Annotated in this window: 13 protein-coding genes and 4 pseudogenes; 5 read left to right on the top strand and 12 right to left on the bottom strand. The window is 68.3% G+C overall.

The genetic code is table 11. The features are described from left to right. Window positions 1-30: 30 nt before the first annotated feature. Both merB and merA read right to left on the bottom strand, forming a co-directional pair. Window positions 31-693 (bottom strand): organomercurial lyase MerB, encoded by a 663-nt coding sequence (gene merB / locus AC57BS_RS00920; RefSeq protein ID WP_496409672.1) that lies wholly within the window; start codon window positions 691-693, stop codon window positions 31-33. Between the two features lie 50 nt (window positions 694-743). Next, window positions 744-2,168 carry a mercury(II) reductase gene (gene merA, locus AC57BS_RS00915; protein WP_496409671.1) on the bottom strand — a complete coding sequence of 475 codons (1,425 nt, stop codon included), beginning with the start codon at window positions 2,166-2,168 and terminating at the stop codon, window positions 744-746. Window positions 2,169-2,272: 104 nt separating this feature from the next. On the opposite strand from merA, the gene AC57BS_RS00910 reads away from it, so the two are divergent. Next, window positions 2,273-2,662 carry a heavy metal-responsive transcriptional regulator gene (locus tag AC57BS_RS00910; RefSeq protein WP_496409670.1) on the top strand — a complete coding sequence of 130 codons (390 nt, stop codon included), beginning with the start codon at window positions 2,273-2,275 and terminating at the stop codon, window positions 2,660-2,662. A gap of 32 nt (window positions 2,663-2,694) precedes the next feature. On the opposite strand, the pseudogene AC57BS_RS00905 reads toward AC57BS_RS00910, so the two are convergent. Further along, a pseudogene (locus AC57BS_RS00905) lies at window positions 2,695-3,264 on the bottom strand (Tn3 family transposase); the annotation flags it as partial. Window positions 3,265-3,318: 54 nt separating this feature from the next. Here AC57BS_RS00905 and AC57BS_RS00900 point away from each other — a divergent pair. Beyond that, window positions 3,319-3,510 (top strand): hypothetical protein, encoded by a 192-nt coding sequence (locus AC57BS_RS00900; protein WP_496409669.1) that lies wholly within the window; start codon window positions 3,319-3,321, stop codon window positions 3,508-3,510. Here the strand turns inward: AC57BS_RS00900 and AC57BS_RS00895 are convergent. The 7 genes and pseudogenes from AC57BS_RS00895 to AC57BS_RS00865 form a co-directional block, all read right to left on the bottom strand. Next, a pseudogene (locus tag AC57BS_RS00895) lies at window positions 3,464-4,255 on the bottom strand (Tn3 family transposase); the annotation flags it as partial. The gene AC57BS_RS00900 and the pseudogene AC57BS_RS00895 sit on opposite strands and share 47 nt — an antisense overlap. An 897-nt stretch (window positions 4,256-5,152) precedes the next feature. Then, window positions 5,153-5,770: a DUF4158 domain-containing protein gene (locus tag AC57BS_RS00890; RefSeq protein WP_496409668.1), complete on the bottom strand. Its 618-nt coding sequence runs from the start codon at window positions 5,768-5,770 to the stop codon at window positions 5,153-5,155. 349 nt (window positions 5,771-6,119) lie between these two features. Continuing rightward, window positions 6,120-7,607, bottom strand: a complete 1,488-nt coding sequence (locus AC57BS_RS00885; protein ID WP_496409667.1) for an arsenic transporter — start codon at window positions 7,605-7,607, stop codon at window positions 6,120-6,122. Window positions 7,608-7,703: 96 nt separating this feature from the next. Next, entirely contained in the window at window positions 7,704-7,826 is a 123-nt protein-coding gene (locus tag AC57BS_RS00880; RefSeq protein WP_496409666.1) for a hypothetical protein, read from the bottom strand. A 182-nt stretch (window positions 7,827-8,008) separates the two neighbouring features. Continuing rightward, entirely contained in the window at window positions 8,009-9,814 is a 1,806-nt protein-coding gene (arsA, locus tag AC57BS_RS00875) for an arsenical pump-driving ATPase (RefSeq protein WP_496409665.1), read from the bottom strand. Further along, a complete protein-coding gene (gene arsD, locus AC57BS_RS00870) occupies window positions 9,814-10,191 on the bottom strand; it encodes an arsenite efflux transporter metallochaperone ArsD (protein ID WP_496409664.1) in 378 nt (125 codons plus the stop codon). Before arsD ends, arsA begins: the two co-directional genes overlap by 1 nt. 122 nt (window positions 10,192-10,313) lie before the next feature. After that, window positions 10,314-10,703, bottom strand: coding sequence for an ArsR/SmtB family transcription factor (locus AC57BS_RS00865; protein ID WP_496409663.1), 390 nt, complete (start codon window positions 10,701-10,703; stop codon window positions 10,314-10,316). 469 nt (window positions 10,704-11,172) lie between these two features. On the opposite strand from AC57BS_RS00865, the gene AC57BS_RS00860 reads away from it, so the two are divergent. From AC57BS_RS00860 to AC57BS_RS00850, 3 genes and pseudogenes are all read left to right on the top strand, one after another. Beyond that, on the top strand, window positions 11,173-12,543 hold the full coding sequence (locus AC57BS_RS00860; protein WP_496409662.1) for an arsenate reductase/protein-tyrosine-phosphatase family protein: 1,371 nt from the start codon (window positions 11,173-11,175) through the stop codon (window positions 12,541-12,543). A gap of 42 nt (window positions 12,544-12,585) precedes the next feature. After that, the gene (locus AC57BS_RS00855; RefSeq protein WP_496409661.1) at window positions 12,586-12,987 is read left to right on the top strand and encodes an arsenate-mycothiol transferase ArsC; all 402 of its coding nucleotides are present in this window, start codon (window positions 12,586-12,588) and stop codon (window positions 12,985-12,987) included. A gap of 354 nt (window positions 12,988-13,341) precedes the next feature. Beyond that, window positions 13,342-13,536: pseudogene (locus tag AC57BS_RS00850) on the top strand (ISL3 family transposase); the annotation flags it as partial. Here the strand turns inward: AC57BS_RS00850 and AC57BS_RS00845 are convergent. Beyond that, window positions 13,537-14,073, bottom strand: a pseudogene (locus tag AC57BS_RS00845) (transposase); the annotation flags it as partial. It lies immediately after the preceding pseudogene. A 121-nt stretch (window positions 14,074-14,194) separates the two neighbouring features. Further along, the gene (locus AC57BS_RS00840; protein ID WP_496409660.1) at window positions 14,195-14,587 is read right to left on the bottom strand and encodes a site-specific integrase; all 393 of its coding nucleotides are present in this window, start codon (window positions 14,585-14,587) and stop codon (window positions 14,195-14,197) included. Window positions 14,588-14,745 lie beyond the last annotated feature (158 nt).

The following is a 14,745-nucleotide window of genomic DNA, read 5'->3' as shown; positions in this document are numbered from 1 at the left end:
TTCTCTCTCGTTCACTGGTCGGCCTTTGTGTCAGCAGCAGCAGTGGCGGGCCTCGGACCCGGCGGGGTCGGCATGGAGGCGGCCAAGCAGGCCGGCGGTGATGGCGGCGCCGAGCTGGAAGGCGTCAGCCACGGTGACCATCTCGGCTTCGGGGTGCTCGGCGAGCCAGCCGGCGGCATCCTCGGGGGAGGTGAAGTAGTGCACCTGGTTGCAGAACGAGGAGCGGATCGAGGTGATCTGCTCGGGGTTGACCAGGGACACCACGGCGGTGGAAGGCTCGGCGCTGGTGACACCGGCCGTGGGGTCGACGGTGACCCGGACCATGTCACCGCTGACCGGTGAGACCGACTCGATGCGGGCGGCGCGGTCGAGCAGGGCGGGGAAGATCAGGGTGTCGAGGGCACACCAGGTGTAGAGCTCCTCGCCGGCCACTGTGAACCGGTGCGAAGTGGGTCGCAAGGTGAGGCCCTGGCCGACGATCCGGCCCCGGTCGTCGTATTCGGTGTCCGGCACGGCGGCCAGACCACGGCGTACATCGTCGAGGGTGCGGCCCGATGTGGCGGCGAGCTGCTCGAGGGTGACGGGGTCGCCGTCGACGAGCAGCCGAAGCAGCGGGATGAGCAGGCCGGCGTCGAGGCCCGTCTCCTCGGACCGGGTGAGCCGGTGGGTCAGGTTGGTGCTGAGGTTCGACATGTGCGTTGCCTCCCTTTCTGTCGGGTTGAGAAGTGCTGTCTGGCGCTTGATCAGGCGCAGCAGGACAGTTTCGAGACGTCGGTGGTGAAGGCCTTGGCGACGATCCGGATGCCCTCGGCCATGGTCAGGTAGGGCGCCCACGCGTCAGCGACCTCGGCGATGGTCTTGCCGAGGATGTGGACCCCGGCGGCGGCGAGCTCGCCGGCGTCCTTGGCGACAGCGGTCAGGCCCAGGATCTCGCCGGTCTCAGTGTTGGCGATCATCTTGATGAACCCGCGGGTGTCCCGGTTGACCAGCGCGCGGGGCACGTAGTCCAGCGGCAGGACCCGGCAGTCACAGCGGATCCCGGCCTCGAGCACCTGGGCCTCGGTCATTCCGACCGCGCCGATCGCGGGGCTGGTGAACGTCACCCGCGGCAGCCGGGTGTAGTCGACCGACCGGTCGGCGACGGCGAAGGCGTTCTCGACCGCCAGGGTGCCGTGGCGCGCGGCGACGTAGACGAACTCGGGGTGCCCGGTCACATCGCCGGCAGCCCAGATCCGCGGGTTGGAGGACTGCAGCTGATCGGTCACCACAACCTCCCCCAGATCGCCGGTCTTCACCTCCACCGAGCCGAGGTTGAGGCCGTCGATGACCGGACGCCTGCCGAGCGCGACCAGGACCTGGTCGGCGCGGAACTCCTGCACGCCCCCGGACACCTCAGCCGTGACGATCACCTGCCCAGTCGCAGTGTCGCGGGCGACCCGGGAGACGACCGCCCGGCGGACCACCCGGATGCCCTCGTCGGCGAAGACCTCCTGCAGCGCCTTGGAGACCTCCGGCTCCTCCTTCGACGCCAGCCGCGAACGCACCAGCATCGTCACCTTCGAACCCAGCCGGGCGAACAGCTGGGCCTGCTCTAGGGCCACGTGGCCGCCGCCGAACACCAGCAGCGACTCCGGGACTTCGGTCAGCTCCATCGCCGACGTCGAGGTCAGATAGTCCACGGGGTCCAGGCCGTCGATCGGCGGGGCCCAGGCGCGGGCGCCGGTGGCGACCAGGTACTGGTCGGCCTCGATGATCTCGACGCTCCCGTCGGCCGCGGTCACCTCGAGCAGTGGAGCGTCCGGGGTGCCTGCGAAGGCGGCGTCGCCCTGGCGGACCTGCCAGCCGTAGGCGTCGGCGACGTCGACGTACTTCTCTCCCCGAAGGCCCTCGACGAGGTCCTGCTTGCCGCCGATCAGAGCGGGCATGTCCACCGCTTCTGCGGTGGTGGCGATGCCGGGGAACCGGGTGGACGCGTCCGCGGCGACGTGGCGGGCCTCGGCCGCCGCGATCAGCGCCTTCGACGGCACGCAGCCGGTGTTCACACACGTGCCGCCGAACGTGCCGCGCTCGACCATCACGACCGACTTGCCCAGCGTGGTGGCGTGAATGGCCGCGGCGAACGCTCCGCCACCCGATCCGATGATTGCAAGGTCGTACCTGGGCTGCATCCCGATTCCTCCCCAGACTGTTGGGAAATGCTTCCGATGCAGCGATACTGGACCTTCCAGTACAGGGGAAGGTCAAGTGAGACCCGCGACACACAGGAGACGGGATGCGGATCGGGGAACTCGCCGAGGTGGCTGGAACGACCACGAAGACGCTGCGCTTCTACGAGGAGCAGGGGCTGCTGCCGCCGGCCGAACGCACGTCGTCCGGCTACCGCGACTACACGCCTGAGGCCGTTGCCCGGATCGATTTCATCCACCGCGGCCAAGCCGCCGGGCTCACCCTCGCCCAGATCCAGCAGATTCTCGACATCCGCGACCGCGGCCAGGCGCCCTGCGGCCACGTGCGCGACCTGCTCGACGCACGCCTGGCCGACATCGAGCAGCAGCTCGCCCAGCTGGCCGCGCTGCGCGACACCATCGCGGCGCTCCGCGACGAAGCCTCACAGCCAGAGCCCGACACCTGCAGCCCCGACCAGGTCTGCCGGTACCTGTAGGGCCCGCAACCGGGCAGCCAAGAATGACGCCCTCAGAGGACCGAGTCGCGCAGGTCGAGGTCGAGTCGCGTGTCCATGTCGAGGTGGAACCGGCCGTAAGGGTTGATGTGGGTCCAGAACAGCGGAGACAGGGCGCGGCGGTCGTGTTCATCGAGGCTGTCGTGGAAGGCGGGGTCTTCGAGGACGGCCTGGACGAGCAGGGTGTTGACGTGCACGAGCGCGGACTGCAGCAGGTGGAGCGCGAGCATGGACACCTCGGCATGCTCGCGGTCGGGGCCGGTGAGGTCGCCGTCCTTGCCGTAGAAGATCACGGTGTTGCCGGAGTTCCAGTTCTCCACCACCTGCAGGCCGCCGTGGATCTCGCGGCGCAGCCCCTCGGAGGCGAGGTAGTCGCAGGCGAAGATCGTGCGCACCGCCCGGCCGAGCTCCTCCAGCGCGGCGTAGGTGGGGTGCTTCGGGCCACCGCGGGTGAACCGGCGCAGGATGGTCTCGGAATCGGCGGTGCCCAGCCGCAGCGCGGTGGCGTACTTGACCATCTGGTCGTACTGCTGGGCGATCAGCTTCCAGCGGATCGGCCGGGTGAGCACCCGCCCGAGCTGCCCGTACGCCGGGGCGGTGTCGGTCTTCGTGTCGTCGGGGCGGTAGAGCCGGGAGCCGTGATGGTGGCGGTGTTCTTCACCTTCGCGCTCTCCGGTCCGCTGCCGCCCAAGGAGATGGGCATCGTGCTCGGCGTGGCCGTGCTCCTCGACGCCTTCCTGGTGCGCCTGGTGCTGCTGCCCGTCATGCTGGCCGGATCGAGCCGATGTTCTTCAACCGCGGCAGCAGCCGGAACCCCAGCAACTCGGTGAACGCGAACCCGACCACGGAGGCACCGTGGGTGTCGACGTAGCTGGTGTCGATGTCGACGTCCGTGCAGTGCCGCAACAGGCCCTCGATCATCGCGGCGACCTCGCTGGAGGAACAGGACTTCAGCTGAGAGTAGATGCAGGTGGATCGGCGCTCGACGTGCCAGTAGATCATCACCCCGGGACCGCCGTACCGCTGGTGCCACTCGGTCATCAGGTTCGACTCCCACGACCCGAACTTCTTGGAATCGCTCGCGCACGCCGTACCGGTGCCCCACCAGGCCGGGTCGCGGGCCTCGAAGGTGGCGTTGACCAGCTCCGCGATCGCTTGGCGCAGGTTGTCGCGGGTGATGAAGTGGCGGCGCACGTGCCGCAGCGCGACTTCGGACTCGCCGTGCTCCCCAGTGGAGACGATCGCCTTGATCCCCATGTTGGTGCCCAGCGCGAACAGGCACAGCAGCAGCCGCCGACGCAGGGTGTCCCGGTCTAGCACCTCCCGGGAGGCGACCGAGGCGAACGCGGTGGTGAAGTCGGCCAGGAAGTCGGCGTCCTTCAAGACATCGAGCAGGTCGAGGGTGCCCCACCGGCGCAGGACCTCGTCCTTGACCGCCGTCAGGTGCTCCGGCTCCGGCAACGCCGACAGCTTCGGCACCGTGATCCACGGCTCCCCGTTGCGGGTCTTGATCCGCACCCCGCCGGCAGTACCGTCCACGAGTGCCCGGTCCAGCCTGGCCAGCGCCTCAGTCATCCGCTGCCGCAGGCCGGCCACGAACGCGGTCGGATCCAGGGGCTGACGCAGCGCGGCGTAGTGAACCTCGCGGATGTCCTCGAAGTCGCCAGGCAGGTCGTCCTCGGGGTTGCGCCACCGGGCCCCGCCCTCGACGTAGACCTCGCGGCGCCGGATCGCGTCCCGCAGCGCGACCAACACGCACAACTCGTACGGGATCCGTTCCACCCGGCCGGCCTCGTCGATCACTGCGTCGCGCCACGCCTTTGGGACCACGCCCTCGATCGGCACCCGATCGCCAGGGTCATAGAACCTGTGCTTGCCGTCCACCCCGGCGTACCGGGCCAGCAGGTCGAGCGCGTCCGTCACCGGCCGGCAGGCGGTGTTGTTGCATCGGAAGGACAACGCGGCCAGCAACGGCGCCAGCATCCGCCGGTAGTGGTTGCTGTAGGACCTGCGCAGCACCGTCCGCACGCGGGCCTGGAAGGCCCGCTCGTTGGCCTTCGCCTCCCGGACCAGCTCACGCAGGGTCTTCTCCCCAACCACGGGGAACAACGCCGCCCGGACCGTGTCATCGGGATGCTCGACCGCGGCCTCGCGTACCCGCCGCAGGTCCTCGGTCAGTTCGCGTTCGACGCGTCTGTCGGCGCGGGTGTTGATCCTGAGCACCAAGGCCAGCAGCAGGTCGACCAGTGCGTCGGTGATCTCAGCCGACCGGGTCCAGCACAACGCCGCCAGCAACGTCAGCCGTACCGGCTGCGGGGCGGCCGCCAGATCCGAGGGGTAGGACCGGGTCACGCGGGCACGCCACGCATCCACCAGCCGCTCCGAACAGTCCGCGAACAACCCCGACGGGAGCCGCAGGGCCTTGACCGCCGTCAGCTTGGCGACCTCCCGCAGTAGCGCGTCCAGACTCACCTAACCCGGGTCCGCCTTCAATTCCGCGAGCAGACCGCCCTGGTCGACGAGTGACTCCAGCCGCTCCGCGCCCGCCTCGCCCAGCCGCAGCACAATGCGTTCGCAGAACGACTTCTCGAACAGCGCCTTGGCAGCGCCGATGATCCGGTCCAGTCTGCCCGGAGGTTCGATTTCCTCGGCCCGGCACCGCACCAGCACTGCCTCGTGCAGATGCTCCTCGCGCAGCTCGACCGGGCAGACCTCCTCGGCCAGCCACGCCGCGAGCTTGTCCTCATCACCCCGGGTGAACTCGCGGAACCCGAACGCCTCGCGGATCTGCGCCCGGTGGTACTTGATCGTGCGCCCTGACCACGGGTACTCAGCGAGGGCATCGGCGTCGACCCTGACTTGGTCGGCGACATACGCCACGGCGGCGGTCGGCAGTTCGTCGATGCTGGCGGGGAACCTGGCCTCGAGCTCGAAGAACTTCAACAGCAGCGCGAAACCGAGCCGCGTCGGCCCTGACTTGTTGCCTACCAGCCGGCAGTCCTCGTCGACCAGCGTCCACGAACCAACTAGATCCTCGGCCGACCACTCAGCACGCAGACGACGAACCGTAGGGATCGGCGAGCCCGACACGCCAGAGCCCGCCGCCGGATCGCCTACATGTCGGTTCGGGACACCTTCAGGAGTACGCCGCTACCTTGCCCCTCGGGCCACGTTCGGGAGTTCCGGGCCTTCAACGCTTCCGTCGTCACCGTCGCCGACCGCATACCCAAGGCCGAGGCCAGCTGAACATCAATATGCGGAACGCCGCCTACACCGAATTCCGGACAGACCCTACGCCGTCCTCGCGGACCAGCGTGGGGGCAGCAGCGACCGCTCGATCTGCGGACTCGGCAGGGCCGGCACCTGGATTGAGGCCTGCGGGTACTTCCGCTTTTCGGCCCGAGGCGGGTCCGAGGTGTCTGGTCTCGGGTGGGGTCTTTCAGCCGATGACCATGAGCCAGCCGGCGAGGGCGAGGAGCGTGATGATGAGGACGGGGATGGTGAGGACGATGCCGGTTCGGAAGTACTGGCCCCACCCGATGTGGATGCCCTTGCGGTCGAGCACGTGGAGCCACAGGAGGGTGGCGAGGCTACCGATCGGGGTGATCTTCGGGCCGAGGTCGGAGCCGATGACATTGGCGTAGACCATCGCCTCATGGGTCATTCCGGTGGCCCCGGTCGCGCTGATGGCAAGGGCGGCGATGAGCACGGTGGGCATGTTGTTCATGAGCGAGGCGAGGACGGCGACGATGACACCGACTCCGAGAGCCGTGACGAGTACGCCGTGGTCTCCGAAGAAACCGAAGACCCCGGCGAGCTCGTCGGTGACGCCCTGGTTCCGCAGGCCGTAAACGACGAGGTACATGCCGATGCTGAAAAGCACGATCTGCCACGGGGCCTCGCGCAGAATCTTGCTCACGGAGATGCGCGCGTCACCAAGGTCGCCGATGGACGAGTGCGGCGAGTACGACGTGCCGGCCAGCTCGTCCGCGATGTCGGTGCCGGCGTCTGCAGTGTTGCGCGGGTCACCGAAGCCGTGTCGGTGCAACCCGTCGGGGGTGACCGCGGCGTGGGTCGGGAGCCGATTCGAGGTGCGTGTCGACTTTCCCGCGAACAAGAAGGTGGGCTTACGGGAGGCGACGGCCATGAGGACGACGGCGCCAAGGCCGGCGACGGCGGAGAGAGGAATGTGCAGCGGCTCGGCCGCGAAGTAGCCAACGAGGAGGACGGCCAGCACCACCCACCCGGCTCTGAAGGTCAGGCGGTCTCGGACCGCGGAGGTCGGCGTGTTCAGGACGGAGACGTTGTAGGTGCGGGGGATGGAGCCCCAGAAGTAGGCCATCATCACGGCGAGGCTGGCGACGACAGCGACGATCCCGACAGGCACCATCACTGCGGCGTAGCGGGCGAAGCCGATGTCGAAGAAGTCGGCGGTGACGATGTTGACGAGGTTGGACACGACGAGCGGGAGGCTGCCGGCGTCGGCGATGAACCCGCAGGCGATGACGAACGCGAGCGAGGAACGTGCCGAGAAGTTCAGGGCGAACAGCATCTGGATGACGATCGGGGTGAGGATCAGCGCGGCGCCGTCGTTGGCGAAGACCGCAGCGATCGCTGCGCCGAGCAGGACGATCAGCACGAAGAGCAGTCGCCCGTTGCCGCGGCCCCACCGGGCGACGTGCAGCGCGGCCCATTCGAAGAAGCCGGACTCATCGAGGATCAGCGAGATGATCACGATCGCGACGAAGGCCAGAGTCGCGTTCCAGACGATGTCCCAGACCACGGGCACGTCCGAGAGCCCGACCACAGTGGTGGCCAGGGCCAGGACGGCGCCGCCAAGGGCACTCCATCCGATACCGAGACCTCTGGGTTGCCAGATCACCAGCGTCAAGGTGGCGAGGAAGATCAGGACGGCGACGACGATCACGAGAGTGTGTTCCTTTGGGCGGCTGGACTGTGTGGGCCAGGATGGTGGGGCCGATCGCTCGGCGGGGGAGGGGTGGGCGGGGAGGGGCGAACCGGCTCAGGTCGGCGGTAGGCCGGTGCGCGTGGCGAGGTCACGGACACGGACTTCGATCCCGTCGCGCACCAGCCGCATCCGCGCGATGCCGTCGCTGCCACGCGTGAACGGCTCGTCAAGCGTCACCGAGTCGACGCTTGACACGACGCCCAGGACGGCTTCGCTGCCGAGGACGACACAACGTCTGCGACGCTGAGCAGCACATCGGCACCGGTTGTGGGTTGCGGTGGCTCATGTCGACGCCGACCTCAGCGAGCGCCTCTGATCGTAGACCCGGGCGCGAAGGTCGGTGCGCTGGTTCTCGGACGTCACTGGGAAGTTCCCGCGGTGATAGGGGAGACCAGGGCGCGGAGTTCCTGGACGCCTCGGGGACCGTGGGGTAGTCGCGGTAGGACCACCATACGGTCGCTGTGGTACTGGGCGACCTCCTGGAGGTACCGCTGCTCGCAGTGGGCCCTGGCGACCAGGGCGGGGTCAGAAGGCCGGCCCGCGGCGAGGCTCTGATTCACGACCCATCCGGTGGGTGCGATGCCTGTGCGCGCAAGGTCTCCCTGCAGGTGCGCCGCCTCGTGGACCGGGGTGGCCTCGGGCAGTGCCACGAGCAGGACGTGAGTTCGGCTCGGGTCACGTAACCGGTCGAGCAAATGGAGTACGGAGTCCGGGAGCTCACCGGTCTGGCGCGACAGCTCCTGGTGATAGGTCCGTGCCGCATCGAGAAGGAGGAGGGTATGTCCGGTCGGGGCGGTGTCAAGGACGACGAAGGAGTCCTTTGCGGCGCTGACCGTGCGGGCGAACGCCTGGAAGACGGCGATCTCTTCGGTACAGGGCGAGGCAAGGTCCTCAGCGAGCACGGCGCGCGTCGCCTCATCCAGATCCTCACCTGCGCCGGCCAAGACCTCGGCGGTATAGGCGGCAGTCTCGGCAACCGGGTCGATGCGGGAGACCTCCAGACCCTCGAGGTCGCCTCCCACGGTGGCGCGAACGTGGGCAGCCGGATCGGTGGTGGTCAGCAGCACCCGGTGGCCCCGGTCCGCCAGGGCAACGGCGACCGCTGCGGCCACGGTGGTCTTGCCGACCCCGCCCTTGCCCATCGTCATTACCAAGCCGGCGCCGGGAGCGGCGATCGAGCCGATCAGCTCGTCAAACTCGGCGCTTCGCGCCAGGGGGTCAACCTGGCCGTCGTGGGTGAGACAAGTGTCGACGGCATCGCTGTCCTCGTTGGTCGCGAACCTGATCAGCTCGTCAATGCCGATGGGTGCCGAGGCGCGCAGGGCGACGGTGGTGCGCGGCAGCGCGGCAAGGGCGTCGGGCATGCCGGCGGCGGAATCGCAGGCAGCGTCCTGCATCGCGAGGGCCAGTGCATCGTCCCAACCGGGCGTGGCGGCGAAGACGCCATTGAGGACGAGGCGTTGGTGCTTTATCCCGAGAAGACGCAGCTCGGTACTGGCCCGGGCAGCCTCGGCCAGGGACGCTTCGTCGGGCCGCGCGACGAGGATCAGCGTGGTCGAGGCCGGGTCACTGAGCTGGGCGACTGCGTGGGCGTAGCGGTCCTGCTGTGCGGTCATCCCGGACAATGGGCCGAGGCACGAGGTGCCGGTCCCGTCGCCGATGAAGGTGGTCCACGCAGCCGGCAGCGCGAGCAGGCGCAAGGTGTGGCCGGTTGGTGCCGTGTCGAACACGACGTGGTCGAAGTCGCGGACGACGCCGGAGTCGATCAACAGTGCCGTGAACTCGTCGAATGCAGCGATCTCCACGGTGCAGGCGCCGGAGAGCTGTTCCTCCACACGGGCGACCGCGCTGTCGGGCAGGACGCCCCGGTAGGGGCCGATCACGCGCTCGCGGTACGCCGCTGCCGCCGACTCGGGGTCCACGTTAAGGGCGCTCAGGCCGTCCACGCCGGCGACCGGCGTGGGGGTAGTGCCGACCGGTTGGCCCAAGACCTCCTCGAGGTTCGAGGCCGGATCGGTGCTGACCAGGAGAACAGACCTTCCCGAACGGGCCAAGCCGACCGCTGTCGCACAGGCGGTGGAGGTCTTACCAACGCCGCCCTTACCGGTGAGGAAGAGGTGGCGAGTGGTAACAGAGGAGACGAGGTCCGCGATACCGGTCGTCATCAGCAGCAACCGTCCTGATCGGCGGGTCCGCAACTGGGCGCGACCGCCTCGAGCGTCGCTGGAGCCGCGGCGGTGGAGAGACCGGCAGGGCCGGCGAGCTCGTGGCGGCTCGGCCGGGTCCCGCTGAAGCGTACGGCCCCGTCGATGAGCACGATCGGCAACACGTCCTCGCCCCCAGAGGCCATCAGCGCGGCAATCACGGGACGGTTTGCAAAGGCGCCAGGCTCCTGGGCCAGGTTGTATCGCACAACCTCAGCTCCCCGGGCCCCCAGCCAGCGCAGGTCCGCCTCGAAGCGAGCCAGCTCGGGGTCGACCGACGGGCCGCACACTCCGGTGGAACAGCACATGGCGGGGTCAAACACTTCGATGGTCGGCACGAACATCTCCTCGGACGGGCTGGATCAACAGCAGCAACAGCGCACACTGTCTTGACGTCCATCAATATAAACAGGCTTCGACATCGGGTGCAAGCCGGCGTCGCACCCGAGGGTGGGACGTCCTACGGGGCTAACGACACCAGGGCGGGCGTGCGCGTCGGGCGGCGAAGGTTGTCCACCTGCTCGACGAGGGTGCCGAGGGTGTCCGCCTGGACGCGGTAGTGGACCCAGGTGCCGCGACGCTCGGAGGTGAGGATCCCGGCCTCGCGCAACACCTTGAGGTGATGGGAGATCGTGGGCCCGGAGAGGTCGAAGGCTCGGGTAAGGTCGCACACGCAGGCTTCGGCGTTCTCGTGGGCGGAGATGAGGGAGACCAGCTGCAGGCGCACGGGATCGGCAAGCGCTTTCAGTCCTCGCGCGATCTGGCCCACCTCGGTAGAGGAGAGGGGTGCGACCGGCGCCGAAGGGGCGTCCGGCGCGCAGGTACTGATCTCGATCGTCCGCTTCGTCATGAACCCAAATTGACAGACATCTAACCAGTGGGCAAGTCTTCCGTGGTTCGAGACCCGTATAGACGCAGGGGACCGGCAGCCGCCGCAGCGGTTGAGCACGTCGGTCGACGGGATGCGCGGAGTCGGCGAGCGGGGTGCCGCTGCCAACCCAGCCGCGCGGCGTCTGCGGGTTCTTGAAGCGCACCAGCCCGGCCTCGCGCAGCGGGTTCACCGAGACGATCCGCGCGCCGTTCTTCTTGGCGGTCTGGAGTGATCGGGAGTTGTGATGGCGAAGTCGTCGAGGCGCCGTGCCCAGTGAGGGGCGCGGCGCCTTGCGTCGCGTCGGGGTGATTATCTGGCGCTGTCATACGGGTCGGCGCACCGACGCACCGCGCGGGTGCTGAGACGTTGGGTGACCGGTCCGGCGACGCGCTCGTCGCGGACGAGGTCGGCTCGGTCTCCTTGCCGATCGCGATTGGCCTGCTTGGTGATGATGTACCCGGTCCTGGCCAAGGTGCGTTACAACGAGCTCGGCCACGTCACCAGCGACCGCCGGATGCTCGGCACCTCGATCCTGCTCAATTGTATTCTGGGCCCCGCCCTGATGTTCGCGCTCGCGTGGCTGATGCTCCCGGACCTGCCGGAGTACCGCACCGGCCGGATCATCGTCGGCCTCGCTCGCTGCATCGCCATGGTCCTGATCTGGAACGACCTGGCCTGCGGCGATCGCGAGGCGGCAGCCATCCTGGTCGCCATCAACACGGTCTTCCAGATCCTCGCCTTCGCGGTGCTGGGCTACTTCTACCTCCAGGTGCTACCCGGCTGGCTGGGTCTCAACCAGGCGGCCCTTCACGTCTCCATGTGGGACATCGCAAAGTCGGTGCTGATCTTCCTCGGCATCCCTCTGCTGGCCGGGTACCTCACCCGCACCCTCGGCGAACGTGCCAAGGGCCGCGAGTGGTACGAGGCGACGTTCCTGCCCCGCATCGGACCGGCGGCCCTCTACGGTCCGCTGTTCACCACCGTCCTGCTGTTCGCGCTGCAGGGTGACACCATCACCAACCAGCCGCTCGACGTCGCCAGGATCGCCCTGCCGCTGCTGGCCTACTTCGCCCTGACGTGGGGCGGCTCACATGCTGCTGACCAAGGCGCTCGGCTTCGACTACCAGCGCGCCACCGCCATCTCGTTCACCGCTGCCGGCAACAACTTCGAGCTCGCCATCGCGGTTGCAATCGGCGTGTTCGGCGTCGCTTCGGGTCAGGCGCTGGCCGGTGTCGTCGGACCACTCATCGAGGTGCCCGTCCTGGTCGGTCTCGTCTACGTCAGCCTGTGGGCTCGCAAGTTCTTCACCGAAGACGCCCCTTCCCGATCCACCGCCACACGAGTGTAAGGATGACGTTCATGGAATCCAACACAGTGACCGAACAGACCCCACAGGTGGTCTTCGCCTGCGTGCGCAACGGCGGACGGTCGGTGATCGGCCGAGTCCTCACCGAGCACTACGCCCAGGGACGAGTCCGCGCCGAATCCGCCGGCACCCAGCCCGGCGAGCACATCCACCCGGAGGTCGCAGAGGCGCTACAGAAACTCGGACTGGACACCTCCAACGAGCACCCCAAGGTCCTCACCCACGAGACCGTCGCCGCCAGCGACCTGGCCATCACCCTCGGCTGCGGGGAGGAATGCCCCTACGTCCCCGGCGTGAAGTACGTCGACTGGCCAGTCGCCGACCCCGGCGGCCAGGACGAGGAGACCGTCCGCGGCATCATCGCCGACATCGACGGCAGGGTGCGCGACATGCTCACCGATCTGGTTCCCAACCACGAGCTCCCGCCGTCAGTGCTCGACTCGAGCTCCTGAGCGAGCATCCAGCCGACCGATTCGGAGCCACGTGGAGCCAGAATGACCAAGCCCACCTTGCTCTTCGTCTGCACCCACAACGCAGGCCGCTCAGCGCTCGGGGCCGCGCTCGCCCGGCAGCACGCAGGCGATCGAGCCGCCGCGATGTCGGCCGGTATGGCGCCTGCTGATCGACCGAGCGACGTGACGATCGCGAGCCTCGCTGAGATCGGCATCGACGACTCGGACCACATCCCCAGCCCCGTCACGGAGAGTGTGGTCGCGAGCTCGACCGTCGTCATCGCGATGAAGCCCGGCCTGGCACTCCCGAAGGTCGAGGGCGTGACCTACGAGACCTGGGACCTGCCCAACCCGGCCGAATGGGACGTTGACGGCATACGCCCCCTGCGCGACCACATCGACGGCCTGGTAACCGATCTCCTTCACCGGGTGCTCGATCCCTGACTCACGTGCGGCGATTCACGCCCTCGCGAACGCGTCCAGGTGCCCGACCCGTGAGGCCGGCACGGACCCGACTCGGGTGACAGGTCGAACCGCCAACCCGGCGGCGGCCGGATACTCGTGTGTCACGTAGGGCGTCGCCTGTTCTGACGGCTGGGTTGAGCTGACGCTTTGGGCCGCCCTGGGTGTTGCACTGGCCCGAGCCGGGTCTGACCGCCCCCAGCGGGGGGACTTTTGGGGCTCTTCGCAGTTGGGGGTGTACGGAGTGTGACGTCGGCCCGGGCGGGCGTGGTCGGCGCGTCGAGGACCGGATAGGGGTCCAGGTCTCCCGAGGATGGAAGTTCTGACACTGCCCATCTTGAACCAGATCGCGCTGTTCTGGCCATGCCGCGTGGTCGATTTCGACGCCTGGTGCCGCCGCTGCGGGTGCGAGGGATCGCCACGCGACACGGTGACCCGACAGCTGGCGCACGAGCCGTTCGGGTGGCGGCCCACGACACTGGTCGTGACGATCCGCCGCTACCGGTGCACCGGCGCGGCCACGTGTGGCGCCTTCACCACGATCGCGTCGAGGTAGACGATGGGGTACAGCGCGTCCAAGGGCCGCTGCTGCCAGGTGAGGATCTCCTCGCTCACGGCGTCGGTGATGTTGCTGATCGTCTCGTGCGACAGCTCGGTGCCCAGGGTGGCTTCGAGGTGGTAGCCGATGTCGCGCACCGTCATCCCGCCGGCGTAAAGGCTGATGATCATCTCGTCGAGCCCACCAAGTCGACGGCTGCCCCTCGGCACCAGCCGCGGCGTGAACGACCCCTCACGATCACGCGGCACGGCGAGGTCGACATCGCCGACCTGCGTCGCGACCGTCTTCGGGCTCGAGCCGTTGCGGCTGTTGGAGACCGCGGAGGCCTCAGGTGCGCCCTTGGCGTAGCCGAGGTGCTCGGTCAGCTCAGCCGCCATGCCACGCTCGAGAGCGGCCTTGATCATCGCGGGGATGAACCCGCCGTCGCCGGTCAGGGCGAGCTCGCCGGCGTCGATCTGGGCGAACAGCCCGTCCAGTGCGCCGGTCGCAATCAACTCCTCAGCAGCCACCGTCCCAGGAGCCTGAGCGCGCTCGGCACGACGAGCCGCCGCACGCCCCGCCCTGCTCGATCCAGTCGTCACGTCAGCCTCAAAGGTCTCAGTAGTCACAGCGGTCATGATGGTCCCTTTCTCAGGACCGACCCCTTACACAGACCATCTGACACCCCCCCCGTAGTCCGAGCCCGGTCAACAGCAGCAGGATCGCCCGATCCCGCAGCCCTTTCGCCGAGCGCAGGTCCACACAGTTGAACAGTGCCTCGATCGTGCCCGCCGGGACGGGGGCCGGGATCGATGACAGCCGCCATGCAGCTGCGTTCGGAACCACGCCGGAGAAGTCCTGCCCCGTCCGGGCCGAGCGGTGGCAGAAGTGCAGGAACGAGCGCAGCATCACCATCTGCTTGCCGAGCGTCGATGCCTTCAGGCCACGTGCTGCTTCCAAATTCACCCACTCGATCACCGTCGCGGCCGTCAGCTTCCGCAGCGACTGATCGATACCTGCAGTGTGCCACGTGCCGCAGCCCAATCCAGTACCTAATCTCGCTTTTCATCACACTCTAAATAACTGGCAGGGACGGGAGTTGACGAGCCGGGAGTAGGCCGTCGAAGCTGTAGCGTTGGCCGGCAGGGTCGCATCTCGGGGGTGCTTGCCACGTACGAGTCCCGTCGGATCCCTACCGACGT

Source organism: Nocardioides sp. BGA-UO-ETr-FS32 (assembly GCF_059567905.1).
Note: the sequence above shows the minus strand (reverse complement) of the source record. Positions and strands in the feature narration are given on the sequence as shown.

Coding starts and splice junctions, on each gene's coding strand:
- merB (WP_496409672.1), bottom strand. CDS start 693: ATGTCGAACCTCAGCACCAACCTGACCCACCGGCTCACCCGGTCCGAG.
- merA (WP_496409671.1), bottom strand. CDS start 2,168: ATGCAGCCCAGGTACGACCTTGCAATCATCGGATCGGGTGGCGGAGCG.
- AC57BS_RS00910 (WP_496409670.1), top strand. CDS start 2,273: ATGCGGATCGGGGAACTCGCCGAGGTGGCTGGAACGACCACGAAGACG.
- arsA (WP_496409665.1), bottom strand. CDS start 9,814: ATGACGACCGGTATCGCGGACCTCGTCTCCTCTGTTACCACTCGCCAC.
- AC57BS_RS00865 (WP_496409663.1), bottom strand. CDS start 10,703: ATGACGAAGCGGACGATCGAGATCAGTACCTGCGCGCCGGACGCCCCT.
- AC57BS_RS00860 (WP_496409662.1), top strand. CDS start 11,173: ATGATGTACCCGGTCCTGGCCAAGGTGCGTTACAACGAGCTCGGCCAC.
- AC57BS_RS00855 (WP_496409661.1), top strand. CDS start 12,586: ATGACCAAGCCCACCTTGCTCTTCGTCTGCACCCACAACGCAGGCCGC.